Genomic DNA, 25191 nt, shown 5'->3' on the forward strand with positions numbered 1-25191 from the left:
GACGGCGGCCCGACGGCGCCGCGCCGTGGCCCCCGGCCAGGGGCGGAGCACCGGGTCCGGCCGGGGTGGCCGGTGGCGCCGCGCCCCGCATACACCGCGGCCCCAGAAACGCGCATCGGCCGAATGAGGGCTGCGTCGGCCGCCGGGGGCTTACGGCCCGGTGCGGGCGGCAATAGGTACCCGTATGAGCATCTGGTGGTCTCTCCACTTGAGGCGCGAAGCCGCGAGCGTGCCGCTCGCCCGGCGGCTGCTGCTGGGAACGATGGAGACCGCGGGGGTGGACCCGGAGATCTGCCACGACCTGTCGGTCGCGCTGAGCGAGGCCTGCGCGAACGCGGTCGAGCACGGCGGCCGCGTCGGCCGTCCCGGCGAAGGCCCCGGCGGTAGCCCCGCCGGCGCCGCCGCGGACGGGACCGAGGCGTACCGTGTCACGGCCTATCTGGACGGGGACCGCTGCCGCATCGAGGTGGCCGACTCGGGTCCGGGATTCCCGCCCTCGACGGTCGCCCGGCCCAGACCCGTCGGCTCCTGCCTCGCCGAGAACGGCCGGGGGCTGCACCTGATCGAGCAGCTCTCCGACCACGTCCGCTTCCGCAACCGGCCGGGCCGGGGTGCGGTGGTGAGCTTCGACAAGATGCTGAAGTGGCGCGACGGCGCGCTCCTGAAGGCTTCGTAGGGCAACGGGCCTGAAGGACTCGTAGGACGAGGGGCCTCCCCGTACGGCCGCGGGATACGGCGGTGGGCGGGAACCGCATCCGGTTCCCGCCCACCCGTACGTCCGTGCGCCGGCGTCAGCCCTTCAGCCGCGCCATCCACGCCTCGACCTCGACCGAGGTGCGGGGCAGCCCGGCCGACAGGTTCCGGTTGCCGTCCTCGGTGACGAGGATGTCGTCCTCGATCCGGACGCCGATGCCGCGGTACTCCTCCGGCACGGTCAGGTCGTCGGCCTGGAAGTACAGACCGGGCTCGACGGTCAGGCACATGCCCGGCTCCAGCGTGCCGTCGACGTACGCCTCCGTGCGGGCGGCGGCGCAGTCGTGGACGTCCATGCCCAGCATGTGGCCGGTGCCGTGCAGGGTCCACCGGCGCTGCAGCCCGAGCTCCAGGACGCGCTCGACCGGGCCCTCCAGCAGGCCCCACTCGACGAGCTTCTCCGCCAGGACGTGCTGGGCGGCGTCGTGGAAGTCGCGGAACTTGGCGCCCGGCTTGACGGCGGCGATGCCGGCTTCCTGCGCCTCGTACACGGCGTCGTAGACCTTGCGCTGGATGTCCGTGTACGTGCCGTTGACCGGCAGCGTGCGCGTCACGTCCGCGGTGTAGAGGGAGTGGGTCTCCACGCCGGCGTCGAGCAGCAGCAGGTCGCCCGAGCGGACCGCACCGTCGTTGCGGACCCAGTGGAGGGTGCAGGCGTGGGCACCGGCGGCGGCGATGGTGCCGTAGCCGACGTCGTTGCCCTCGACGCGGGCGCGCAGGAAGAAGGTCCCCTCGATGTAGCGCTCGGAGGTGGCCTCGGCCTTGTCGAGGACCTTCACGACGTCCTCGAAGCCGCGGACGGTGGAGTCGACGGCGTTCTGCAGTTCGCCGATCTCGAAGGCGTCCTTCACCGCGCGGGCCTCGGAGAGGTAGACGCGCAGCTCCTCGTCGCGCTCCTTGGTCACCTTGTCGGTGAGGGCGGACTCGATGACGGAGTCGTGGGCGCGGACGACGCGGACCGGGCCGGTGGCCTCGGCCAGGGCCTCGGGGAGCTCGCGCACGTCCTTGGCCGGGATGCCCAGGAGCTGCTCGGCCTCGGCGAGGGAGTGCCGGCGGCCGACCCAGAGCTCGCCCTGGCCGGACAGCCAGAACTCGCCGTTCTCGCGGTCGGAGCGGGGCAGCAGGTAGATGGCGGCCTGGTGGCCGGCCTCGCCGGTGGGCTCCAGGACCAGGACGCCGTTCTCGGTCTGGTCGCCGGTGAGGTACGCGTACTCGGTGGAGGCGCGGAAGGGGTACTCGGTGTCGTTCGAGCGGGTCTTCAGCCGGCCCGCCGGGACGACCAGGCGCTCGCCGGGGAAACGCGCGGACAGCGCGGCGCGGCGGTCGGCGGTGTGGCCGGCCTGGGCGATGGGCTCCAGGCCGTGCAGCTCGGTGTCGGCCCAGCCGGTGCGCATGTTCTCCGCGAGTTCGTCGCTGACGCCCGGGTACAGCCCGTTCTTGCGCTGCTTGTGCTTCTTCTGGGGCTGCTCTTCTTCCGGGGTCTCCGGGGTGAGCTCGTCAGCCACGTCTTCTCCTCAGCTGCTACGACATGCAAGGACCGGGTGCGGACCCCGTCCATCGTATGTGCGAGGGGAAGGCTCCCGGCTCGACCTGTGACATATCAGTCAAACCGGGCGCACGTCTCGGGTGGACCCGTGTCTCAGTCGAACCGGGCCGCGAGCAGTACGACGTCCTCGGAGTCCTCGGCCTCGCCGGGCCCCTCGTCCGGGAGGACCGTCTTCAGGATGTGCTCGCAGATGGCCGCCGGGTCCTCCCGCGCGCTCCGCGGAACCCCCGCGGCGGCCGCGTGCAGCCGTGCGTAGGCCCGGTCCATGGCGTCGCCGGTACGCCGCAGCAGCCCGTCGGTGTAGAGAAGCACCGTTTCTCCGCGCGCGGGCTCGATCTCCACGCTCGGCGCCTCCCAGCACGCCAGCATCCCGAGCGGAGCCGAGAGGGAGGTCTCCACGTACTCGGTCCGGCGCTCGCCGATGAGCAGCGGCGGGGTGTGTCCCGCCCCGGCCAGGATGATCTTGCGGGCGGCGGGCTCGCAGTACGCGAACAGCGCGGTCGCCGAGCGCGCGGGCTCGGTCAGGCGCAGCAGCAGCTCCAGGTCGGACAGGACCGCGACGGGGTCCTCCCCCTCCATCACGGCGTACGCGCGCAGCGAGGCCCGCAGCCGCCCCATCGCGGCGACGGCGCTCGGGCCGGAGCCGGTGACCGACCCGACGGCCAGCCCCAGGGCGCCCTCGGGCAGCGGCAGCGCGTCGTACCAGTCGCCGCCGCCGCGCGGCCCCGTGCGGTGCCGGGCGGCGAGCTGGACCCCGGGGATCCGGGGCAGCCGGCTGGGCAGCAGCTCCTCGGCGATGGTGGCCAGCCGGTCGCGCGAGCGCGTGACCTCCACCATCCGGGCCAGGTGCTCGGCGGCGTGCCGGACGTACAGCCCGGCCAGGTCGCGCTGGCGGTCACTCGGCTCGGCCTGCTCGTCGTACAGCCACACCGCGGCGCCGAGCCGGCCCGTGGCGTCGGCGGCCACCGGGAGCGCGTAGCTCGCGGCGTAGCCGAGCCGGGCCGCGACCTCCCGGTGCCGGGGGTCGACGGGGCGCTCGTGGCCGCCCGCCGCGGCATGGCCCGGCTCGGGCAGCACCTCGGATCCGCCGTGGGCGTCGGGGAGTCCGTCGAGGATGCGGCCGTAGGAGGTGGCGCTGCGCGGCACCGTCTCGATGTGCCCGAGGTCGGCGCGGCCGAGGCCCAGGCCGATGGTGGTGGCGGGGCCGAGGCCGTCGGAGGGCTCCAGGACCACCAGTCCGCGGCGGGCGCCGACGAGGGCGGCTCCGGCGCGGAGGAACTCGTGGAGTGAGGAGTCGAGGTCACCGGCCCGCGCGAGGCGCTCGGTGAGTTCGTGGAGGGTGGTGAGGTCGGAGACCATGCCCGCCAGTCGGTCCTGGATGACGCTGCTCGCCGCGGGCGGGGCGCCCTGGGCGGGGGCGGTCCGGGCGGAGCCGGCGGAGGAGCCCGGCGCGGTCGTGGACGTGGGCGCCGTGGAAGTGGAGCCGGGCGTGGGCGCGGCAGTGTGCGCTGACGGTGTAACCGCTGGATCGATTCCAGCCACTTTCGGCAGATGCGGGGCGCTCATGGCGTCCGCCTTTCCACCTGGTGCGATTCGCCATATAGCATCGCAAACCCCCAGATCGTGCTGCGCCGCCATCAATGGATCCACATCTACACGCACACGAGGATCGATGTCCAGCATTGCCCAGGCGGGAATACTGGTGTCCGTGGGACAGCAACTCACTGTCCAGCCGGGGCTAAAACTTGGCCGGAAAAAGCGCCAAGCAGACGGTTTTTGCGATCGACTGGACAGGCGCTCCAGGGGCTCCGGGTACGTACTCGATGGTGCCCGGGGTCAGTTGACGCCCTCCCGCGCACCGCCGGGGAACCACCCGGCGCGGGGAGCCGTCCTTAGCGGCGGCAGCCGGTTTCGAGACCGGCGCGGGTCGCCCGGACCGCTCGCTCCGGGTCCCCGCCGGACGTTTGACGGACCCGTAAGAAAACTGCACGAACCGTGTGAACCTGCTTCTGGCGGACAGTGACGCGAAACGTGTACGTGTGGTGAAACACCGGATACATGGTGTGATGTGGCCCTTCGACGTTCAACGGAAAGGAACGAGCGCTCATGCGCGAGATCCTCGGAAGGCGTCTCCAGCGGCTCCGCGATCGCTTGAAATTCCCGCGGGCCGCCTCCCGCCCGGACCCGGCGAGTGAGGACGGCGCGGCGGCCGCCTCCCTCCTCGACGGGGCGCTGACCTGCGTCGGCGTCTGGAACTGGCCCGTACTCCCGGGCGTCGGCCGGGCCGGCGCCGACAGCGCGCGGTGCGCCTGCCCCGACCCCGACTGCGTGGTGCCCGGCGCGCATCCCTTCGACCCCGGGCTGCTCGCCGCCACGACCGACGCCCGGATGGTGGCCTGGTGGTGGGCCCGGCGGCCCGCCGCCCCGCTGCTGCTGGCCACCGGCGGGAAGGCGCCGTGCGCGGTGAGCCTGCCGGCCGGTGCGGCCGCGCGGGCCGTCGGGCGCCTCGAGGCACAGGGCATGCGGCTCGGCCCGGTCGTCGCCACCCCGACCCGCTGGTCCCTGCTGGTGGCCCCCTACTCGCTGGAGCGGCTCGGCGAACTCCTCTACGCCAAGGACCACGTGCCCTCCTCGCTGCGCTTCCACGGCGAGGGCGGCTACCTCCTGCTGCCGCCGTCCACGGCCAGCGGCGGCGGGCAGGTCCGCTGGGAGCGGGAGCCCGCCGCGGTGCCGGGCCCCGACGGGCTGTGGCTGCCGGAGGTCGAGACGGTCGTGGACGCGCTCGTCGAGGCGAGCAGCGGCGCCCCGGGCGGCGGCAGCCGGCTCGCCTACTGACGTCAGGCGGCGGCGTCGGGCCTCCGCATCACTCGTACGGGTGCCAGCGCGACGGGTTTCCAAGGGAATTGGGCGCGGGGATCTCCGCGCCCCTTTCTCGCGTCGCTATCTTCGGCGAATGAATCTCCGCCTGATCGGTATCGGCGCCGGTGTGCTGATCATCTTGTCGCTTCCCCTGGCCGGAGCGATCGCCGGGCCGGATTTCGCCGGTCAGGGTGACGGAAAAGGCGGGGGGCTGCTCTCCTCGCTGGGCCTTTCCCACGCTTCCGGTGCGCCCGACGGGTCGCGGCCCGCCGCGCAGCCGGCGCGGCCGGGACCTGCCGAACAGCCGCGCACCGACTCGCGGTGCGGACCCGAACTCTCCGCCCCGCAAGGGCTGGAGGCGCAGACCTGCGTCCTGGAGAGCGCGGGGCAGACCTGGGGTCGCAGCTACTACCGGAACACCAGCGGGCGCGCGCTGGACGCCGTACTGACCGTGATGGGTCCGGCCGGCCGGACGGTGCAGATCCGCTGCGCGGTGGGCGCGGGCGACGAGCCGGGGCTCTGCGAGACCCCCCGGGGCGACTCGGCGGGGGCACCGGAGGACTACTCGGCCGTAGCGGAGTTTGCAGTTCCGGATGAGGAAGGGCGGCTGCTGCTGAGGTCCGGGAGCAACTCGCCGGGCCCGGGCGAAGGTTGAGCGCCACCGGAAAGACAAGGGCCCGGTCGCTGGCGACGGGGGATGCACCAGCGACCGGGCTACAAGAACGGTAACAAGAGATCGCCTGTTCGCAAATTCGATCTCTGATATTCAGACATCGATTTGCAGGCGATTAGCGGGAGTTGTGACCCCAGTCACCGGACCCGTACGTGTCCGTCCGTCAGCTGAGCGTGATCTGGCGGTTGGTGAGTCCGCCCCGCGCCCGGCGCTCCTCGGCGGTCAGCGGGGCGTCGGCGGACAGGGCCGCGGCCAGCCGCTCCGCGAACTCGGCGGCGGGCTTCTCCACGTCCTCCGCGGTGACCCCGGTCGGCAGGTCCCAGACCGGGACCACGAGGCCGTGGGCGCGGAAGGAGCCGACGAGCTTGGTGCCCTCGCCGAGGGAGGAGGTGCCGGCCGCGTGCAGCCGCGCGAGGGCGTCGAGCAGCTTCTCCTCGGGGTGCGGCATGACCCAGCGCAGGTGGTTCTTGTCCGGCGTCTCGCACCAGTAGGCCGCGTCCACGCCCGTCAGCTTGACGGTCGGGATGGCGGCGGCGTTGGCGCGTTCCAGCGAGGCGGCGATCTCCGGGGAGGCGTTCTGGGCGTTTTCGGCCTCCGGAATCCAGAATTCGAAGCCCGTGTGTACAACCGGCTCGAAAACGCCGTCCAGGTCGAGGAGATCCTGAAGTCGGGGACCCTCGGCCGGCACCCGGCGGGCCGGGACCGGGGTGCCGGGCTCGGCGACGAGCGCGCGCTCCAGGGTGTCGGCCATGTCGCGGGCCAGGTCGCCGGTGGTCGAGTCGTTCTGGAGGCCGAGCAGCACCGAGCCGTCCTCGCGCCGCAGGGCCGGCCAGGCCATGGGCAGTACGGTCACCAGCGTGACGGACGGGACGCCCTCGGGCAGGCCGCCCTTGAGGGTGAGCGGGATCGTGGCCGCGGGGACGAGCTCGCGCAGCGCCACCCAGTCGCACTCGCCCGGCAGTCCCTCGAACGGGCGCTGCACGTGCTCGGTCACGGCGTGCGAGGCGGCCGCGCCGTGGCACGCCTTGTAGCGGCGCCCGGAACCGCAGGGACAGGGCTCGCGCGCGCCGACGACCGGGATCTCCCCGTTCTCGAGCTGGGGCTTCGCGGTCTTCGCGGCGGGGCGCTTCTTGGCCATCGTGGGTGTCTCCCGGTTGCGGCGGTACGGCGGTGTCTCTGGGCGCGAGCCTAGCCGTTCGTACCGCCGGAACCGGTGGGGTGCGGCCGGGAGCACGGTCGGCGTGCGCTCCCGGACGGCCGCCTGCGCGGATGGCCGGTGCTACTGGTCGTGCGGGCGGGCCCGCTTCAGCAATCCAGGTCGTCGAAGGCCGAAGCGAAGTCCATCGCCGGGGCGGTGACGCGCGTAGCGAAATCCTCGTGCCGGGGCCCCCGGGCGACGATCACCCAGACGGTGACCTCACCCGCCGCTCCGTCCCGGACACCCCAGTCCTGTGCCAGGGCGCTGATGATGTTCAGCCCCCGGCCGCCGTGCGCGGTGACCGAAGGCGTGGCCGGGATCGGGCGGGTGGGGCCGCCGCCGTCCGTGACCTCGACCGTCAGCCGCCCCGCGGCGTCGACGCGCCACGCGGCGCGTATCTCCCCGTCTCCGATCTCGTGCCGGCCCAGCGGCCGGCCGTGTCGGCAGGCGTTGCTGAGCAGTTCTGAAAGGATCAGTACGGCATCGTCCACGACGGATTCGGACAGGCCGCTCATGCGCAGCTGTTCGCGCATCCGGCGCCTTGCCTCGCCCACGCCCGCAGGACCATGGCGTATGTCCATGCACGACGACGTGGGCACTTCCTGTGCCATCACCAACGCCACCCCCGGAACCTCCTTAGCCCCACGCCATGGTCTGGATGCCCCACTGGCCTGGACCGGAAACCGCCCTGACGAGGCCCTCTGACACCGTCCTGACGCATTCATGACCGTCGGATGCGGAGCGGATGCGCCGGTGCACTCCCTGTCACGCACGAGGCGGGCGTGACGGGTGGGCAAATGGGGACGTCAGCGTCCGAGTTGTGACAGAACCTGACGTGGCCTGTTCGTGATGATCGCTTCTACACCCAGATCAGCGCATAGCTGAACATCTTCGGGAGCGTTCACCGTCCATACGTGCACGGAGTGGCCTGCGGCCTGGAGCTTGCGGATGAAGCCGGGGTGGTTGCGCACGATCCGCATCGCCGGACCGGCGATGCGGACGCCCGCGGGCAGCCGCCCGTCGCGCATCCGGGGGGAGATGAACTGCATCAGGTACACGGTCGGCACCGTCGGCGCGGCCGCCCGGACCCGGTGCAGGGAGCGGGCGGAGAAGCTCATGACCCGGACCGGGTGCGGCCCCCCGGCGGGCGGGGCGTCCAGCCCGAAGCGCTTGAGGAGGAAGAGGAGGCGCTCCTCCACCTGTCCGGCCCAGCGGGTGGGGTGCTTCGTCTCGATCGCCAGCTGGACGGGCCGGCCGGCGTCGGACACCAGCTCCAGCAGCCGTTCCAGGGTGAGGACGGAGGTGCGCTCGGGGTCCGCGTCCCAGTCGGGGGACTCCTCGCGGTCCTTCCAGGAGCCGAAGTCGAGGGCGGCGAGGTCGGCCAGCTCCAGGGCGGAGACCGCGCCGCGGCCGTTCGAGGTGCGGTTCACGCGGCGGTCGTGGACCAGGACCAGGTGTCCGTCGGCGGTCAGCCGGATGTCGCATTCGAGGGCGTCGGCACCGTCCTCGATGGCCTTCCGGTACGCGGCCAGGGTGTGCTCGGGGGCGTCCTCCGAGGCGCCGCGGTGGGCGACGACCTGGATGGGGCTCGGCGATGCGTGGGTCACCCGGTCATGGTGCCATCGAGGAGGCCTCGCGCGTCGGGGTGAGTCCTGTGGATGCGTCTGATATGTCGGATATAAAGAATAGGGGGAGATGCACAGGTCCGGCTTACAGTGCCCTGACGGGTCATGGGAAAGGCTTCGTCCTGGAACTTGTACGGCACCTCGAACGTTCAGTCGGACCGATGCCAGGTGGGTGTCGGGACGGTTTCGCCTGATATGCCCAGTAGCTGAGACGCCCAGAGCCTGTGCAGCCGTGTAAGCCTGTAAGCCGTGTGTGACGAGGAGAGAGCGCTGTGAGCACCGAGAACGAGGGCACCGCGGCCCCGACGCCCCCCGCGGCCCCGTCCGTACCCCCCGCGCCGGCCGCCTCCACCCCCGACCTGACCAAGGCCCCGGCCGCGCCCGCCGCGGCACCGGCGGACCAGGGGTACGCGCCCGGCGAGCCCGAGGCGGCCCCCGGCCCGCGCCGGCCCAGGACCCCGGCCGCGCCGGCCGTGCACCCCGCCGCGGCCCCCGCGCAGGGTGCCGAGCAGACCCAGCAGCTGCCCCCGGCCCCGGCGGCGCCGCCCGCCGGGCCCCCGGCGTACGGCTACGACCAGACCCAGGCTCACGGCCAGAGCCCGGCCCAGCCCCCGGCCCCCGCCGCGCACACGGCGTACGGTTCCGAGGCCTGGCCCCCGCCGCCGCCCGCGGTCCCCGCGTACGGCGGCCAGGGCGGCCACGGCGGCGGAGCCTGGGGCGCCCCCCTCACCACCGACGGCACCCCGCCCAAGCCGAAGGGCAAGGGCGGCATGGTCGCGGCCGTCCTGGTGGCGGCCCTGCTCGCGGGCGGCGTCGGCGGCGGCGTCGGCTACTGGGCGGCCGAGCGCAACAGCGGCGGCGGCTTCGGCTCCACCACCATCACCGCGGGCAACACCCCCAAGGACCTCAAGCGCGACGCCGGCTCCGTCGCCGGCCTCGCCGCGAACGCCCTGCCCAGCGTCGTCACCATCGAGGCCTCGGCCGGCGACGGCGAGGGCGGCACCGGCACCGGCTTCGTCTACGACCAAGAGGGCCACATCCTCACCAACAACCACGTGGTGGCCTCCGCCGCGAACGGCGGCAAGCTCTCCGCGACCTTCTCCAACGGCAAGAAGTACGAGGCCGAGGTGATGGGCCGGGCCCAGGGCTACGACGTCGCGGTGATCAAGCTGAAGAACCCGCCCGCGGGCCTCAAGCCGCTTCCGCTGGGCGACTCCGACAAGGTCGCGGTCGGCGACCCGACCATCGCGATCGGCGCCCCCTTCGGCCTGTCCAACACGGTCACCACCGGCATCGTCAGCGCCAAGAACCGTCCGGTGGCCTCCGGTGACGGCTCCGGCGGCAAGAACTCGTACATGAGCGCCCTGCAGACGGACGCCTCCATCAACCCCGGCAACTCCGGCGGCCCGCTGATCGACGGCCGCGGCGCGGTCATCGGCATCAACTCGGCCATCCAGTCCGCGGGCGGGGGCGGCGGCTTCGGCGGCGGCGGCCAGGCCGGCTCCATCGGCCTCGGCTTCGCCATCCCGATCAACCAGGCCAAGAACGTCGCCGAGTCCCTGATCAAGACGGGCAAGCCGGTCTACCCGGTGATCTCCGTCTCCGTCGACCTCCAGGCCAAGACGGACGGCGCCAAGATCTCCGAGCAGGGGGCCCCCGCCAACGAGCTGGTCGACCCCAACGGCCCGGCCGGCAAGGCGGGCCTCAAGCCCGGCGACATCATCACCGAGTTCGGCGGCAAGCAGGTCGACAGCGGCCCGACCCTGATCAGCCTGATCTGGACGTACAAGCCGGGCGACACGGTGAAGCTGACCTACCTGCGCGGGGGCAAGCCGACCACCGTCGACATCACGCTCGGCTCGCGCGTCGGCGACAAGTAGCCGCGACGGGACGCGGGCGGGCCGCGGGCGCCGGGGTGAACAGGCGCTCGACAGTGGCTTGATGGGAGGGGCCGTGGGCGCGATTCCGCCTACGGCCCCTCCCAATATCTGCTTATGCTTCGCTCGTGTTCGATTCACGGCACATACGGACATTCCATGAAGTGGTCGCAGCGGGCTCGTACTCGGCGGCCGCCCGCGTCCTGGGCTACACCCAGCCGGCGATCACCCAGCAGATGAAGGCCCTCGAACGTGCCGTCGGCACACCGCTGTTCACCCGCGTCGGCCGCCGCATGAAGCTCACCGAGGCGGGTGAGTCCCTGGCCAGGCACGCCGAGTCCATCCTGGGGAGCCTCTCCGCCGCCGAGGCCCAGCTGAAGGCGTACACGCGGCTGCGCACCGGGCGCGTACGGGTCTGCGGATTCCCCAGCGCCAATGTCACGCTCGTCCCGGAAGCCCTCAGCGGCCTGGCCAAAGACCATCCCGGAGTCCAGGTCGAGCTGCTGGAAGGAGAGCCGCCGGAGTCCCTGCGCAGGCTCCAGCGCGGCGAGTGCGACATCACCCTCGCCTTCACCTACCCGGGCCTGCACGAGGAGATCCCGGAGGAGGTCGCCGAGGTCAGGCTGCTGGAGGACCAGCTCACGGTTCTGCTGCCCACGGGCCATCCGCTGGCCCGGCGCCGGGCCGTGCACCTCGCCGACCTCGCCGAGGAGCGGTGGATCGCGGGCTGTCCGCGCTGCCGGGCGAACCTGCTGCACGAGTGCGCCGAACTGGGCTTCGTACCCGACATCCGCTTCGCGACCGACGACAACCTGGTGGTGCAGAGCCTGGTCGCACAGGGGCTGGGCGTGGCGATGATGCCCGCTTTGGTGCTGCCCTCGCTCTCCCTCAGCCGGGTCTGCGGGCGGGTTCTGCAGCCGGCCGCCCGCCGCCACATCGCCGCGTACGTCTACCGGGACCACCTGCGGGTCCCGGCGACCGCAGTGGTGCTGGACGAGCTGAAGAGGGTCGCTTCGAACCGCGTCGGCTGCTGATCCGACGACTCCAGCGGTCCTCAATCCATAAGCGCTGCTTGGGATTTCAGGTCATAACTGTCGTTGGACGTGATGGATGCGCCGACCGACGCTGCTTGTATGACCACCACCACGCCGGCCCGTACGACCACGAGGATGGCCGCCCTCGTCACCGAGATCCGCAGCGTCGTGGACCGGGGCCTGGCTCCCGACCTGACCTCCTACCTGGTCGGTGAACGGCTCGCCCCGCACCTGGGCGCGGCCGACCTGCTGACCGCGGAGCAGCAGGAGGGGGACCCGGAGCACTACCGGCAGCACATCCTGCACGCGGAGCCCGACGGCAGCTTCTCGGTCGTGGCCCTGGTCTGGATGCCCGGCCAGGAGACCTGCATCCACGACCACGTCTCGTGGTGCGTGGCGGGCGTGCACCAGGGCGAGGAGAGCGAGCGCCGTTACCGGCTGGCCCCGGGCCCTGACGCCGCCCGTCTGGTGGCCACCGAGGACGTGGTCAACACCCAGGGCGAGGTCTGCGGCTTCGCACCGCCCGGGGACATCCACAAGGTGCGCAACTCCTGTACCGGCACCGCGATATCGATCCACGTCTACGGGGCCGACGTCTCCCGCCTGGGCACCAGCATCCGCCGCGTCTACACGCTTCCCGTCGACTGATGGCCCTCCTCCACCGCCCCCAGAGCGAGGCGGTCCGCCATGTTTCACGTGAAACACCCTCTCCCTGGCCCGGGTTGGGGATGGCCGCCACCGGCGCGCTGGTGGCATGGGTGGTGCACCGGCTGGTGCCGGGTGTGCCGATGCTGACCGCCTCGGTGGTGCTCGGTATCACCGTGGCCCACCTTCCCGGCGTACGGACCGTCGTGCGCGGGCCGGCCCGCCCGGGCCTCTCGCTGGCCGGACGGCGGCTGATGCGCATCGGCATCGTCCTGCTGGGCCTCGGCCTCGGCCTGGACCAGGTGCTGCGCCTCGGCTGGGCGACGGTGGCGATGGTGTGCGCCGTGGTCGCCGCCACCTTCTTCGGCACGGTCTGGCTGGGCCGCCGCCTCGGCCTGCCGGGGGACCAGCCCCTGCTGATCGCCACCGGGTACTCGATCTGCGGGGCCTCGGCCATCGGCGCGGTGAGCGAGGTTTCCGGCAGCGACGAGGAGGACGTGGCCGCCTCGGTGGCCCTGGTCACCCTGTGCGGGACGCTGGCCATCGCGGTACTCCCGCTCCTCCAGGACCCGTTGGGGCTCTCGGACCCGGCCTTCGGGCGGTGGGTGGGGGCGAGCGTCCACGACGTGGGCCAGGTGGTGGCGACGGCCCAGACCGCGGGTCCCGGGGCGCTCGGCGAGGCGGTGCTGGTCAAGCTCATGCGGGTGGCCCTGCTGGCCCCGCTGGTGGCGGCGGTGGCCTTCTCGATGCGGGCCCGCCGGCGCGGCGTACGCACCGCCTCGGGGCGGCGTCCGGCTCCGGTGCCGCTGTTCGTCGCCGGGTTCCTGGCGGCGGCCGCGCTGCGCGCCACCGGCCTGCTGCCCGGGGTGGCACTGGACTGGGCGCACACGGCGCAGGAGGCCCTGCTCGCGGCGGCCCTGTTCGGGCTGGGCAGCGCGGTCCACCTGCCGACCCTGGCCCGCACCGGAGGGCGCGCCGCACTGCTCGGGCTCGGAGCCTGGGTGGTGGTGGCGGGGGTCTCCTACGCGGGTGTCCTCGTGACCACATGACGGTTGGAAACAAGGCGAGTTGGCCATTTCCTGGCCGGAACCGACCGAACGTCCGGACTGCCCCCTGACATCTTCGGGCCCCCGTGCGACTCTGCCCCCGCAAGCCGAACAGCCGATCCGCACCGACAGCTCTTCACCCCCACCCCTGCCGGGTCGCTCCGGCACGGGCACGGCAGAAGGAGTCCTGCGTGAATCGTCATCGCACCGCGGTATCCGTCCTCCTGGCAGCGGGCGCCCTGCTCGCAGGGGCCCTCACGGCGGCCTCTCCTTCGGCGGCGGCCGAGCCGCCCTCCTCGTTCCGGCCCGGGCAGACCCCCGGCTTCTGGACCGCCGAGCGGATGCGCCAGGCCACCCCGCTCGACCTGGAGGCGGCCCCCGGCGGCGCGCGTACGGCGCCCGCGAAGGCGGCCCTCCCCACCCGGGTGCCCCCGACCTCCCCCACGTCCGTCATGGCGTTCCCGCAGGCGGGCGGTGCCTGGACGGGCGGCGGGACGGTGGTGAGGACCTCGGGCCGGGTGTTCTTCACCTTCCAGGGCCGTACGGCCTCCTGCTCGGGCGACTCGGTCACCAGCCAGAACGGCAGCACGGTCATCACGGCCGGCCACTGCGTGAAGTACCAGGGGGCCTGGCACACCAATTGGATCTTCGTGCCGGCGTACGACAACGGCAACGCCCCGTACGGCCAGTGGTCGGCGGTCAAGACCTTCGCCACCGACCAGTGGGCGGCGAGCGAGGACATGAACATGGACGTGGGCCTCGCCGTCGTCGCCCCGCTGAACGGCCAGAAGCTCAGCCAGGTCGTCGGCGCCCAGGGCATCCTGTTCAACGGCGGCTACAACAAGCGGATGTACTCCTTCGGCTTCCCGGCGGCGGCTCCGTACGACGGCACCAAGCTCGTCTACTGCAGCGCGAACACGGGCAAGGACTTCCTGCTGACCAAGGACCACAGCATGGCCTGCAACATGACGGGCGGCTCCAGCGGCGGCCCCTGGTTCCAGGACTTCAACGAGTCCACGGGCCTCGGCACCCAGGTCTCGGTGAACAGCTTCGGCTACAACTTCCTGCCCAACACGATGTTCGGCCCGTACTTCGGCAACGAGGCCAAGGCGGCCTACGACAAGGCCCAGACCTCCTGACCCGGCCGACCGCAACTCCCACCCCACCCACCCCGACATCCCGGTACTCTGTACCGGCCAGGTGGGTTGCCCGAGCGGCCTAAGGGAACGGTCTTGAAAACCGTCGTGGCGCGAGTCACCGTGGGTTCAAATCCCACACCCACCGCCACACCTCAGCGCACGCGCTGACCAGGAGGGGCGCCCCGATCGCGGGGCGCCCCTCCTGTGTGTTCGGGGCGCCGCTCCGGCGTCACCAGGACCGGCGGCAGGGGGGCCTGGGCCTTCCGGGTGGTGTTTGTCGGAAGATCGGCGCGCGTGGTGGGGGTCGTGCGGTTGCGGCCACATCATGACGAATGTATGCAGATCCGCCCGTCGGAACATCGCGAAATGAGGGGCTCGTCATGACCCACCGCAGCACCGCCTCGATCTGGACCACCGTCCTCGCCGCGCTCGTGGCGCTCCTGGCCGCCCTCGGCCTCGGCGGGAAGGCGGCCCCGGCGGCCGCGGGTGAGGCGGTCGCCGCTCCGGTGGCGCCGGCGGTGCGCCGTCGGCCGGCCGTGGTGGCGCGGCGGACCTGGCGGGCGGTGATGCGGGGCGGTTCGCTCCCGCCCACGATCAAGCAGCGGATCCGGGCCGAGGCCCACGGCAAGGCCCCGTCCGTCCGGCGCTCGACCACCGCCGCGGCCCTCGCCTCCGATGCGTTCGCCGCCTCCGACACGCTCCTCGCCCCCGCCGTGGCCCTCGGTTCCGACGACGCCCTCGCCTCCCGTGCGGATCGGGGCCGGCTCGACCTCGCCGCATAGCGGGAGCGCGACCAGCAGTATCAGCGGCACCAGGAACGGCAGGAACGGCAGGAACGGCAGGATGCGGCGCAGGCGCGCCGCGCAGTGCCCCCGGCGATGGGGCACAGGGGGTCGCACCGGCGTTCGTCCGGGGCGCGTGGGGGGCGTGAAGCTTGGTACGGCAGGGCCGCAGGGCCGGGAGACGGTGGGGTTCCCGGACGGTGCGGCCCTTTTCGGCATGCCCGGGGCGGGCCGGTTTGGCGAAACGGTTCGCCTCTTGCGCACGCAGGACCGCGCGCGGTGCGGGTGCGCCGCGTGGGGCGGCAGGGGCGCGAACGGGGTTTATCCGTAGTTGGTCATGCTTGCGGGGGAATAGCAGGCTGCGGGGTGGTTCGCCGGGGATTCGGTGGGCAACTCTGGTCTCGCGACGTCGTCAGCAGCACGAACGACCGAGGCGGTCGGCCAACTGCCTTGGAGTACACCCGACTTCGGTTTCCTGGAGGAAAATCAGACATGGCAAGCATCCGTACCGCCCGCGTCATCGCCGCCGTCGCCTCGCTCCCCCTCGCCGTCGCCGTCTTCGGAGGCGTGGCCGCGGCCGACAACGGCTCCTTCGCGAACGACGGATCGAATGCGAGCGTCGCGAGCATCATCGGCAGTGGTGTGGGCGGCAGCAGCAGCGGCAACTCCTCCACCTCGCAGCAGGTGGCCACCGGCTCCGGAGCGTCGAACCAGAACAACACCGCGCAGGTCAACGGCTCCGCGTACACGGCGATCCACCAGGCCAACTCCAATGTCGCGGTGAACTTCTTCCCGTGGTGGTAGGCGGCGCTGCCGGAGCCGCTTGACCGCTGAGGGCGCCCGTACGACCGGACCGGCTGGGGTCCGGTAGTGCGGGCGCCCTTCCGCGTGTCCGGCCTCCCTCCCTCCCGACCTTGACATCCGCAGCGAATCTGACGGACAGTCAGTTTTACTCGTCCGCTGCGATGCCGGGAGGCCAGCGCCGTGCACCTCGCCCCGTCCGAAGGCCAGGCGCGACTGCGCGCCGAACTGCGCGAGTACTTCCGCGACCTGCTCCCCGACGGGGTCCCCAAGGATCCGGACGCCCAGCGCGCACTGCTGCACCGGATCGGTGCCGACGGCCTGCTCGGCCTCGGCTGGCCCGTCGAGTACGGCGGCCAGGGCCGCGGCCCCGACGAGCAGTTCGTCTTCTTCGACGAGGCCTACCGGGCCGGCGCCCCCGTCTCGATGGTCACCCTCAACACGGTCGGCCCCACCCTCATGAAGTACGGCACCCAGCGGCAGAAGGACTACTTCCTCCCCCGGATCCTCCGCGGCGAGATCGTCTTCGCCATCGGCTACTCGGAGCCCGAAGCCGGAACCGACCTGGCCTCGCTGCGCACCAGGGCCGTCCGCGCCGGCGGGGACTGGGTGATCGACGGACAGAAGATCTTCACCTCGAACGCCCAGAACGCCGACTGGATCTGGCTGGCCTGCCGCACCGACCCGGGGGCGCCCAAGCACAAGGGCATCTCGATCATCCTGGTGCCCACCGACAGCCCCGGCTTCGCCTGGACCCCGATCGAGACCGTCGGCGGCCTCACCACCACCGCGACGTACTACGACGCCGTCAGGGTCCCCGAGGGCAACCTCGTCGGCCCCGAACACGGCGGCTGGGGCCTGATCACCAACCAGCTCAACCACGAACGCGTCGCCCTCGCCGCCATCGGCATGCAGGCCGAGGACTTCTACGAGCGCGCCCTGCGCCACGCCCGCACCCCCAACCCTGCCACCGGCGAACGCCCCGCCGATCGCCCCTGGGTGCGCTCCCGGCTCGCCGAGGCCCACGCCCGGCTGGCCGCCGTACGCCTTCTCAACTGGCGCCTCGTGCAGGACGTGGGAGCGGGCACCCTGGCCCCCGGCGACGCCAGCGGAGTCAAGTTCCTCGGCACCGAGTCCACCGTCGAGGTCTACCGGATCTGCCAGGAGGCGGTGGGAGAGGAGGCCCTCGTACGCGGTCCGGACGCCTTCGCCGGCGGCGAGCTGGAACGGATGAACCGGGCCGCCCAGATCAACACCTTCGGCGGCGGGGTCAGCGAGGTCCAACGGGAGATCGTCGCCATGATGCGGCTCGGAATGAAGGGGAGGAAGCGATGACCGTCGGGGAGAGCGACCCGTTCCACGAGCGGCTCAAGGCCTTCGAGGGGCGGCCCGCCGCCACGGCGGGCCGGGCCAAGGACGCGGTCAACGAGCCGATGATCCGCCACTGGTGCGAGGCGATGGGCGACACCAACCCCGCCTACACCGGACCCGACGCCATCGCCCCGCCCACCATGCTCCAGGCCTGGACGATGGGCGGCCTCTCCGGCCACACCGACCGCTCCTCCGCGTACGACGAGCTGTTCGAGCTCCTCGACGGCGCCGGCTGCACCTCCGTGGTCGCCACCGACTGCGAGCAGGAGTACCTCCGCCCGCTGCGTCCGGGCGACGAGGTGAGCTTCGACGCCGTGATCGAGTCGGTCTCGCCGCGCAAGACGACCAGACTGGGCACCGGGCACTTCGTCACCACCCGCATGGACGTCCGGGCGAACGGCGAACTCGCCGGGACCCACCGCTTCCGCATCCTGAAGTACGCCCCCGCCGCCCGGCCCGAAAGCCGCCCGGCGGCCCCGCCCCGGCCACGTCCGGTGATCAACCGCGACAACCAGGGCTTCTGGGACGGGGTCCGCGAGCACAGGCTGCTGATCCAGCGCTGCACCGCCTGCGCGACCCTGCGCTTCCCCTGGCTGCCCGGATGCAACGCCTGCTCCTCCCCCGACTGGGACACCGTCGGGGCGAGCGGCGCCGGCACGGTCTTCTCGTACGTCGTCATGCACCACCCGCCCTTCCCCGCCTTCACCGCGCACGAAGATCCCGCTGCCGCGGGGGGGCCGTACGCGGTGGCCCTGGTCGAGCTGGCCGAGGGTGTCCGGATCATCAGCAACATCACCGGGGTCCCCTACGACAAGGTCCGCATCGGCATGCCCGTCCGGCTGGAGTTCCTGCGCGTCGACGACACCCTCGAACTCCCCGTCTTCCGAGGGGAGGCGGGCTGACATGGACTTCCACCCCACCGAGGAACAGGCCGCCGCGGCCGGCCTCGCCGCGCGGATCTTCCGGGACCTCGCCACCCACGAACGGCTCGCCGCCGCCGGCACCGGAAGCGACGCCGAACTCTGGAAGGCCCTGACCTCCGCCGGCCTGACCGCCGCCGTCGAGGACGTCGGCCTGCTCGGCCTGGTCCTGCTGCTGGAGGAGCAGGGCCGCACCACCGCGCAGGTCCCGTACGCCGCCACCTGCACGTACGGAGTCCTGCCGGTGGCCGCGCACGGCAGCCCCGAGCAGCGGGCCCGACTGCTGCCCGCCCTCGGCTCCGGCGAGGCCGTCGCCACCGGCGCCTTCCCCGAGCGCGGCCGGTTCACCGCCACCCCCGACGGCCTCCTCACCGGCACCGCCCCCGCCGTGCCCTGGCTGCGCGACGCCACGCACGTCCTGGTCCCCGACACCGGCCGGACCCTGTGGCTCGTACGGACCGACGCGCCCGGAGCCACCGTCCGGCCGGTGGAGACCACGGCGCCCTGGGCGTCGGGGAGCCTCACCCTGGACGGGGCGCCGGGGGAGCGGCTCGGCAGCCCGGGGGCCTACGACCAGGTGCTCGGCGCCGCCCGCACCGCCTTCGCCGGACTCCAGGCGGGGGTCTGCGCGGGATCGCTGGCCCGGGCCGTGGAGTACACCTCCACCCGCGAGCAGTTCGGCCGGCCGCTGTCGACGAACCAGGCCGTCATGCTCCGCGCGGCCGACGCGTACATGGACACGGAGGCGATCCGGGTCACCGCGTACGAGGCTGCCTGGCGCGTCGACGAAGGACTCCCGGCCCGCGACCACGCGCTCACGGCGGCCTGGTGGGCCTCCGAGGCGGGCAAGCGGGTCGTCCACGCGGGCCAGCACCTGCACGGCGGGATGGGCGCGGACCTGGACCACCCCGTCCACCGGCACTTCCTGTGGGGCCGCCAGCTGGACGCCTACCTGGGCTGCGGCAGCGAGCTGCTGGCCGAACTGGGCGCCCTCATATCCGAGGGGGAGGACTCCGCGTCCCAAGGGGAGGACCCCGTGTCCGAGGGGGAGGACCCCGTGTCCCAAGGGCAAGACCGCATGCCCGAGCGGGAGGAAGAGGGGGAACACGCATGAACGTCGGCGACGCGCTGCCGCCGCTGGAGATCCCGGTGACCCGCACCCTGATCGTGGCGGGGGCGATCGCCTCCCGCGACTACCAGGACGTGCACCACGACGCGGAGCTCGCCCGCGCGAAGGGCTCCCCGGACGTCTTCATGAACATCCTGACCACCAACGGCCTGGTCGGCCGCTACATCACCGACCACCTCGGCCCGCGCGCGGTCCTGCGCAAGGTCGCGATCCGCCTCGGCGCCCCGAACTACCCGGGCGACACCATGACCCTCACGGGCACGGTCACCGCCGTCGACGGGGACACCGCGGAGATCAGGGTCGTCGGAGCCAACCGCCTCGGCCACCACGTCACGGGCACCGTGACCGTCACCCTGGGGGCCGCCGCATGAGCGTCCGTACCCGCGACGGCCTCGGCGGCCGTGCCGCCATCGTCGGCATCGGCGCGACGGAGTTCTCCAAGGACTCCGGCCGCAGCGAGCTGAAGCTCGCCGTCGAGGCCGTGCACGCAGCCCTCGACGACGCCGGACTCACCCCAGCCGACGTCGACGGCATGGTCACCTTCACCATGGACACCAGCCCCGAGATCACCGTGGCCCAGGCGGCCGGCATCGGGGAGCTGTCCTTCTTCTCCCGCATCCACTACGGCGGCGGCGCGGCCTGTGCCACCGTCCAGCAGGCCGCTCTCGCCGTCGCCACGGGGGTGGCCGAGGTCGTGGTCTGCTACCGCGCCTTCAACGAACGCTCCGGCCGCCGCTTCGGCTCCGGCGTCCAGCAGCGCGAACCCTCCGCGGAAGGTGCGGCCCTCGGCTGGTCCCTGCCCTGGGGCCTGCTCACCCCCGCGTCCTGGGTGGCCATGGCCGCCCAGCGCTACCTGCACACCTACAACCTGGCCCCCGATGCCTTCGGCCACGTCGCCGTCACCGGCCGCAGGCACGCCGCGAACAACCCCGCCGCTTACTTCCACGGCAAGCCCATCACCCTGGCCGACCATGCCGCCTCGCGCTGGATCGTCGAGCCGTTGCGGCTGCTGGACTGCTGCCAGGAGACCGACGGCGGTCAGGCCCTCGTCGTCACCACGGCCGAGCGGGCCCGGGACGTGCGGCAGAAGCCCGCCGTGATCACCGCTGCCGCGCAGGGCGCCGGCCGCCGCCAGGAGGGGATGACCTCTTTCTACCGGGACGGCCTCACCGGCCTCCCGGAGATGGACGTGGTCGCCCGCCAGCTGTGGCGCACCAGCGGACTGCGGCCCACGGACATCGACGTGGGCATCCTCTACGACCACTTCACCCCGTTCGTGCTCATGCAGCTGGAGGCGTTCGGCTTCTGCGGCCCGGGCGAGGCCGCGGACTTCACGGCGGCCGGGGCGCTTCCCCTCAACACCCACGGGGGGCAGCTCGGGGAGGCGTACCTGCACGGCATGAACGGCATCGCCGAAGCCGTCCGCCAGGTGCGCGGCACTTCCGTCAACCAGCTCCCGGGGGCGGAAAACGTCCTGGTCACGGCGGGAACGGGGGTACCGACCTCCGGCCTGATCCTGGGAGCCGGGCTCTGACTCCGGTCCCAGTGGGCGGCCGCGTCCTCCACCTTCAGGAGGTGGGGCGCGGCCCGGCCGTACAACCTGAGAGGGACCCGGCTCCGGCACCTGGGGCCGATCCCAGGAAGGCGTCCCGCTTCTAGCGTGGAGCCATGACCACGCCTGTGTGCACGCTCGCCGCGACCCCGACGCAGTACCCGTCGTTTTCGGCGTACGTCCGGACCCGTGGCACCGTCCTCCTGCGTACCGCGCGCTCCCTGACCGCCAACCCCTGTGACGCCGAGGACCTGCTCCAGACGGCCCTGGCGAAGACCTACGTGGCCTGGGACCGGATCGAGGACCACCGGGCCCTCGACGGCTACGTCCGGCGGGCCCTGGTCAACACCCGCACCTCCCAGTGGCGCAAGCGGAAGGTCGACGAGTTCGTCTGTGACGAGATCCCGGAGGGCGAGACCCCGGCGGGAACGGACCCCGCGGAAGCGCAGGCGCTGCGCGACGCGATGTGGCGTGCGGTCACCCGGCTGCCCGACCGGCAGCGGGCCATGGTCGTCCTGCGCTACTACGAGGACATGAGCGAGGCGCAGACCGCCGAGCTGCTCGGAGTCTCGATCGGCACGGTCAAGAGCGCCGTCTCCCGGGCGCTGGTCAAGCTGCGCGAGGACCCCGAGCTCACCCCCGTGCGCTGAAGGGCGGCCGGTGCCGCTGCGGCGCCGACCCACGTGTTTCACGTGAAACATCGGCCACGGAACGGCGCCGGACAGTGATTGGCCAGCCTGTTTGTACTCCCGGGTAGTGACATGCCGACCGGTACGTGCGCAGAATCGGCAGCATCCGACAGCCGCCGCAGCGCCGCAGCGCTCACCGGGAGGACGCTTTGCTGAGCACCATGCAGGATGTACCGCTGCTGATCTCGCGGATCCTGGCCCACGGGTCGACGATCCACGGGAAGTCCCAGGTCACGACCTGGACCGGTGAGGCCGAGCCGCACCGGCGCAGCTTCGCCGAGATCGGCGTCCGCAGCGCACAGCTCGCGCACGCCCTGCGCGACGAGCTCGGCGTCCAGCAGGACGAACGCGTCGCGACCCTCATGTGGAACAACTCCGAGCACGTCGAGGCGTACTTCGCGATCCCGTCCATGGGCGCGGTCCTGCACACGCTCAACCTGCGGCTGCCCCCGGAGCAGCTGGTCTTCATCGTCAACCACGCCGCGGACCGGGTCGTGCTGGTGAACGGCACCCTGCTGCCGCTGCTGGCGCCGCTGCTGCCGCACCTGCCGACGGTCGAGCACGTCGTGGTCGCGGGCATCGGGGACCGCTCCGCCCTCGACGGCCTGGCCGTCCGGGTCCACGAGTACGAGGAGCTCATCGCGGGCCGCCCCGAGCGCTACGACTGGCCCGAGCTGGACGAGCGCCAGGCCGCGGCCATGTGCTACACCTCCGGCACCACCGGTGACCCCAAGGGCGTCGTCTACTCCCACCGCTCGATCTACCTGCACTCCATGCAGGTCAACATGACCGAGTCGATGGGCCTCACCGACCGCGACACCACCCTGGTCGTGGTGCCCCAGTTCCACGTGAACGCCTGGGGCCTGCCGCACGCCACCTTCATGACCGGCATCAACATGCTGATGCCGGACCGGTTCCTCCAGCCGGCCCCGCTCGCCGAGATGATCGAGCAGGAGAAGCCCACCCACGCCGCTGCCGTCCCCACCATCTGGCAGGGGCTGCTCGCCGAGGTCACCGCGAAGCCGCGCGACCTCACCTCGATGAAGCAGGTCACCATCGGCGGCGCCGCCTGTCCGCCCTCCCTGATGGAGGCCTACGACAAGCTCGGCGTCCGCCTCTGCCACGCGTGGGGCATGACCGAGACCTCCCCGCTGGGCACCATGGCCCACCCGCCGGCCGGGCTGACCGCCCAGGAGGAGTGGCCGTACCGGGTCACCCAGGGCCGCTTCCCCGCAGGCGTCGAAGCCCGCCTCATCGGCCCCGTCGGCGACGTCCTGCCGTGGGACGGGGAGTCGGCCGGCGAGCTGGAGGTCCGCGGCAACTGGATCGCCGCCTCCTACTACAACGGCGTGTCCGGCGAAGCCCTACGCCCCGAGGACAAGTTCAGCGCGGACGGCTGGCTCAAGACCGGGGACGTCGGCGTGATCAGCGCCGACGGCTTCCTGACCCTCACCGACCGTGCCAAGGACGTCATCAAGTCCGGCGGCGAGTGGATCTCCAGCGTCGAGCTGGAGAACGCCCTGATGGCCCACCCCGAGGTGGCCGAAGCGGCGGTCGTCGCCGTCCCGGACGAGAAGTGGGGCGAACGGCCCCTCGCCACCGTCGTCCTCAAGGAGGGCGCCACGGTGGACTACGACGGCCTGCGCGCCTTCCTCGGCCGCTCCATCGCCAAGTGGCAGCTCCCCGAGCGCTGGACGGTCGTCGAGGCCGTGCCGAAGACCAGCGTCGGCAAGTTCGACAAGAAGGTCATCCGCAAGCAGTACGCGGACGGCGCCCTCGACGTCACCACCCTCGCGTAGTTCCCGGGAGTCAGCCGCGCGTGAGCCATGGCCGCAGCAGCCTGCTGACGGCGGGCATGGCCACGTAGGTCATCAGGGTGCTGAAGACGACCGCGAAGGCGGCCGTCCGCACCACGAAGTGCAGGTCCACCAGGTACGGCCCGAGCAGCGCGTTGCCCGCGAGCGAGATCGGGAAGATGGCCAGCCCCGAGCTGATCGCCATCTTCCAGCGCGGCGGCGCGGGCCGGGTCGTGCCCGGCTTGGCGAACCATGTCTCCATTCCGTGCAGTTCACGCCGGGCTATCTCGGTGTGGTGGTGGCCCAGGCAGTTCGAGAACCACTGGGCCCGCTCGGGGGAGTCCTGCCAGCGCTGGAAGGCAGCCTGGTTGCGGAAGCGGTGCACCAGGAACCACGGACCGCCCTCGGTGGCCGGCCGGAACAGCCCGTACCCGAGGTGCCCGGGGAAGGCGGCGGCCGTCTCCAGGATCCCGTGGGCCCAGGCCTCGAAGGTCTCCTCGTGGCCGGGCTCCACCTGCCGGGCGATGAGGAGGTTGACCTCCCCGTTGTCCGCGGGAACGGTGTGCTCGGACGTGTCGGTGATGGCCATGGGCCCCAGGATCGCTAGTTGGTCCCGATCTTGGCCAGCAAGTCCACGATGCGGCCCTGCACGTCGGCCGTGGTGGCCCGCTCGGCGAGGAACAGCACGCTCTCGCCCGAGGCCAGCCGCGGCAGGTCGGCGGGAGCGATCCCGGCGGTCGTGTAGACGACCAGCGGGGTGTGGTTCAGCAGCCCGTTGGCACGCAGCCAGTCCACGATCCCGGCCCGCCGGCGACGGACCTGCATCAGGTCCATGACCACCAGGTTGGGCCGCATCCGGCTCGCCAGCTCCACGGCGTCGGTGTCCGCGCCCGCCCGGCCGACCTGGAGGCCGCGCCGCTCCAGCGCGACGGTCAGGGCGGTGGCGATCTCGTCGTGTTCCTCGATCAGCAGGACCCGGGACGGGTGCTGCTCGCTGTCGCGCGCGGCGAGCGCCTTGAGCAGCACGGCCGGATCGGCACCGTACGCCGCCTCGCGCGTGGCCTGTCCCAGCCCGGCCGTCACCAGTACGGGCACCTCGGCAGCCACCGCGGCTTGGCGCAGGGACTGCAGGGCGGTCCGGGTGATCGGCCCGGTCAGCGGGTCGACGAACAGTGCGGCGGGGAACGCCGCGATCTGCGCGTCCACCTCCTCGCGCGAGTGCACGACCACCGGGCGGTAGCCGCGGTCGCTCAGCGCCTGCTGCGTCTGCGCGTCGGGCGCCGGCCAGACCAGGAGCCGGCGCGGGTTGTCCAGCGGCTCCGGCGGCAGCTCGTCGTCCACGGGCTGCGGTACGGGCCGGTTGACCACCTCGACCGCTCCCCCGGGGCCGTCCAGCGGCTCGGGGCCCTCGGCGGCGCCCGCTTCGGGGGCCCCTATGGCGAAGGCCCGCCCCTGGGGCGCGGGTTCTGCGAGCCGGCGGCGCCGACCGGAACCGGAACCTTCCGCGCCCGCGGCGCCCGGGTCCACGGCGATGCCCTGGCCCAGGGTGCCCAGAGCGCGCACGCTGATCGGCTGCCCCGCACCCACGGGCGCCTCACCGGGCCGGCGGGCACCGGGGACCGAGGGCTGCCCGGGGGTCTCGCCGTCCTCGGGGGCGGTGCGCGCGGCGGGCACCGGCCATGCGGGGGTAGCGGGCAGCGCACGCCGCCGCCCGGTCGGGAGCGCGGGCTCCGTACCGTCCGCCGGCTGCTGCGGC

24 protein-coding genes and 1 tRNA gene are annotated in these 25191 nt (G+C 72.6%); 18 read left to right on the forward strand and 7 right to left on the reverse strand.

Features of this window, described 5'->3' with window-relative positions; genetic code table 11:
- Positions 1-184 precede the first annotated feature (184 nt).
- Positions 185-676, forward strand: coding sequence for an ATP-binding protein (locus tag SSNG_RS18025; RefSeq protein WP_007265308.1), 492 nt, complete (start codon positions 185-187; stop codon positions 674-676).
- A gap of 115 nt (positions 677-791) precedes the next feature.
- Here the strand turns inward: SSNG_RS18025 and SSNG_RS18030 are convergent, their stop codons facing one another.
- Positions 792-2258 carry an aminopeptidase P family protein gene (locus tag SSNG_RS18030; RefSeq protein WP_007265309.1) on the reverse strand — a complete coding sequence of 489 codons (1467 nt, stop codon included), beginning with the start codon at positions 2256-2258 and terminating at the stop codon, positions 792-794.
- A gap of 134 nt (positions 2259-2392) precedes the next feature.
- Positions 2393-3982: a PP2C family protein-serine/threonine phosphatase gene (locus SSNG_RS18035; protein WP_128637009.1), complete on the reverse strand. Its 1590-nt coding sequence runs from the start codon at positions 3980-3982 to the stop codon at positions 2393-2395.
- Between the two features lie 423 nt (positions 3983-4405).
- Here SSNG_RS18035 and SSNG_RS18040 point away from each other — a divergent pair, with 423 nt between their 5' ends.
- Both SSNG_RS18040 and SSNG_RS18045 read left to right on the forward strand, forming a co-directional pair.
- Positions 4406-5134, forward strand: a complete 729-nt coding sequence (locus SSNG_RS18040; RefSeq protein ID WP_007265311.1) for a bifunctional DNA primase/polymerase — start codon at positions 4406-4408, stop codon at positions 5132-5134.
- Positions 5135-5252: 118 nt separating this feature from the next.
- Positions 5253-5813, forward strand: coding sequence for a hypothetical protein (locus SSNG_RS18045; protein WP_042801288.1), 561 nt, complete (start codon positions 5253-5255; stop codon positions 5811-5813).
- Between the two features lie 181 nt (positions 5814-5994).
- On the opposite strand, the gene SSNG_RS18050 is transcribed toward SSNG_RS18045, so the two are convergent.
- From SSNG_RS18050 to SSNG_RS18060, 3 genes are all read right to left on the reverse strand, one after another.
- Positions 5995-6969 (reverse strand): DUF5926 family protein, encoded by a 975-nt coding sequence (locus tag SSNG_RS18050; protein ID WP_007265313.1) that lies wholly within the window; start codon positions 6967-6969, stop codon positions 5995-5997.
- Between the two features lie 167 nt (positions 6970-7136).
- The gene (locus tag SSNG_RS18055; RefSeq protein WP_128637010.1) at positions 7137-7754 is read right to left on the reverse strand and encodes an ATP-binding protein; all 618 of its coding nucleotides are present in this window, start codon (positions 7752-7754) and stop codon (positions 7137-7139) included.
- Positions 7755-7835: 81 nt separating this feature from the next.
- Complete coding sequence (locus tag SSNG_RS18060; RefSeq protein ID WP_007265315.1) at positions 7836-8636, reverse strand: glycerophosphodiester phosphodiesterase; 801 nt, start codon at positions 8634-8636, stop codon at positions 7836-7838.
- A gap of 290 nt (positions 8637-8926) precedes the next feature.
- Here SSNG_RS18060 and SSNG_RS18065 point away from each other — a divergent pair, with 290 nt between their 5' ends.
- The 15 genes from SSNG_RS18065 to SSNG_RS18135 all read left to right on the forward strand — a co-directional run bounded on the left by SSNG_RS18065 (position 8927) and on the right by SSNG_RS18135 (position 23438).
- The gene (locus SSNG_RS18065; RefSeq protein WP_042801292.1) at positions 8927-10534 is read left to right on the forward strand and encodes a trypsin-like peptidase domain-containing protein; all 1608 of its coding nucleotides are present in this window, start codon (positions 8927-8929) and stop codon (positions 10532-10534) included.
- 125 nt (positions 10535-10659) lie between these two features.
- Complete coding sequence (locus SSNG_RS18070; protein ID WP_007265317.1) at positions 10660-11565, forward strand: LysR family transcriptional regulator; 906 nt, start codon at positions 10660-10662, stop codon at positions 11563-11565.
- A 99-nt stretch (positions 11566-11664) separates the two neighbouring features.
- A complete protein-coding gene (locus SSNG_RS18075; protein ID WP_007265318.1) occupies positions 11665-12213 on the forward strand; it encodes a cysteine dioxygenase family protein in 549 nt (182 codons plus the stop codon).
- 80 nt (positions 12214-12293) lie between these two features.
- On the forward strand, positions 12294-13259 hold the full coding sequence (locus SSNG_RS18080) for a putative sulfate exporter family transporter (RefSeq protein WP_128637011.1): 966 nt from the start codon (positions 12294-12296) through the stop codon (positions 13257-13259).
- Positions 13260-13447: 188 nt separating this feature from the next.
- On the forward strand, positions 13448-14395 hold the full coding sequence (locus SSNG_RS18085; RefSeq protein WP_042801294.1) for a peptidase: 948 nt from the start codon (positions 13448-13450) through the stop codon (positions 14393-14395).
- Between the two features lie 60 nt (positions 14396-14455).
- A tRNA-Ser gene (locus SSNG_RS18090) sits at positions 14456-14543 on the forward strand.
- Between the two features lie 232 nt (positions 14544-14775).
- On the forward strand, positions 14776-15177 hold the full coding sequence (locus SSNG_RS39905) for a DUF6344 domain-containing protein (protein WP_165365006.1): 402 nt from the start codon (positions 14776-14778) through the stop codon (positions 15175-15177).
- Between the two features lie 492 nt (positions 15178-15669).
- A complete protein-coding gene (locus SSNG_RS18100) occupies positions 15670-15981 on the forward strand; it encodes a hypothetical protein (protein ID WP_007265322.1) in 312 nt (103 codons plus the stop codon).
- A gap of 180 nt (positions 15982-16161) precedes the next feature.
- A complete protein-coding gene (locus tag SSNG_RS18105) occupies positions 16162-17313 on the forward strand; it encodes an acyl-CoA dehydrogenase family protein (RefSeq protein ID WP_042801296.1) in 1152 nt (383 codons plus the stop codon).
- Entirely contained in the window at positions 17310-18251 is a 942-nt protein-coding gene (locus tag SSNG_RS18110; protein WP_007265324.1) for a bifunctional MaoC family dehydratase N-terminal/OB-fold nucleic acid binding domain-containing protein, read from the forward strand. Before SSNG_RS18105 ends, SSNG_RS18110 begins: the two co-directional genes overlap by 4 nt.
- 1 nt (position 18252) lies before the next feature.
- Positions 18253-19383 carry an acyl-CoA dehydrogenase gene (locus SSNG_RS18115; protein ID WP_007265325.1) on the forward strand — a complete coding sequence of 377 codons (1131 nt, stop codon included), beginning with the start codon at positions 18253-18255 and terminating at the stop codon, positions 19381-19383.
- Complete coding sequence (locus tag SSNG_RS18120) at positions 19380-19769, forward strand: MaoC family dehydratase (RefSeq protein WP_007265326.1); 390 nt, start codon at positions 19380-19382, stop codon at positions 19767-19769. Before SSNG_RS18115 ends, SSNG_RS18120 begins: the two co-directional genes overlap by 4 nt.
- Positions 19766-20932: a lipid-transfer protein gene (locus SSNG_RS18125; protein WP_007265327.1), complete on the forward strand. Its 1167-nt coding sequence runs from the start codon at positions 19766-19768 to the stop codon at positions 20930-20932. Before SSNG_RS18120 ends, SSNG_RS18125 begins: the two co-directional genes overlap by 4 nt.
- Positions 20933-21066: 134 nt before the next feature.
- Complete coding sequence (locus tag SSNG_RS18130; protein WP_007265328.1) at positions 21067-21600, forward strand: SigE family RNA polymerase sigma factor; 534 nt, start codon at positions 21067-21069, stop codon at positions 21598-21600.
- A gap of 188 nt (positions 21601-21788) precedes the next feature.
- The gene (locus SSNG_RS18135) at positions 21789-23438 is read left to right on the forward strand and encodes a long-chain fatty acid--CoA ligase (RefSeq protein WP_007265329.1); all 1650 of its coding nucleotides are present in this window, start codon (positions 21789-21791) and stop codon (positions 23436-23438) included.
- 10 nt (positions 23439-23448) lie between these two features.
- Here the strand turns inward: SSNG_RS18135 and SSNG_RS18140 are convergent, their stop codons facing one another.
- The gene (locus tag SSNG_RS18140) at positions 23449-24024 is read right to left on the reverse strand and encodes an antibiotic biosynthesis monooxygenase (RefSeq protein ID WP_007265330.1); all 576 of its coding nucleotides are present in this window, start codon (positions 24022-24024) and stop codon (positions 23449-23451) included.
- A 14-nt stretch (positions 24025-24038) separates the two neighbouring features.
- Positions 24039-25191: response regulator (locus SSNG_RS18145; protein ID WP_241695077.1), on the reverse strand; the 1153-nt coding region annotated here is incomplete at its 5' end.

This window comes from Streptomyces sp. C, from assembly GCF_000158895.1.
Taxonomy (GTDB): Bacteria; Actinomycetota; Actinomycetes; order Streptomycetales; family Streptomycetaceae; genus Streptomyces; species Streptomyces racemochromogenes.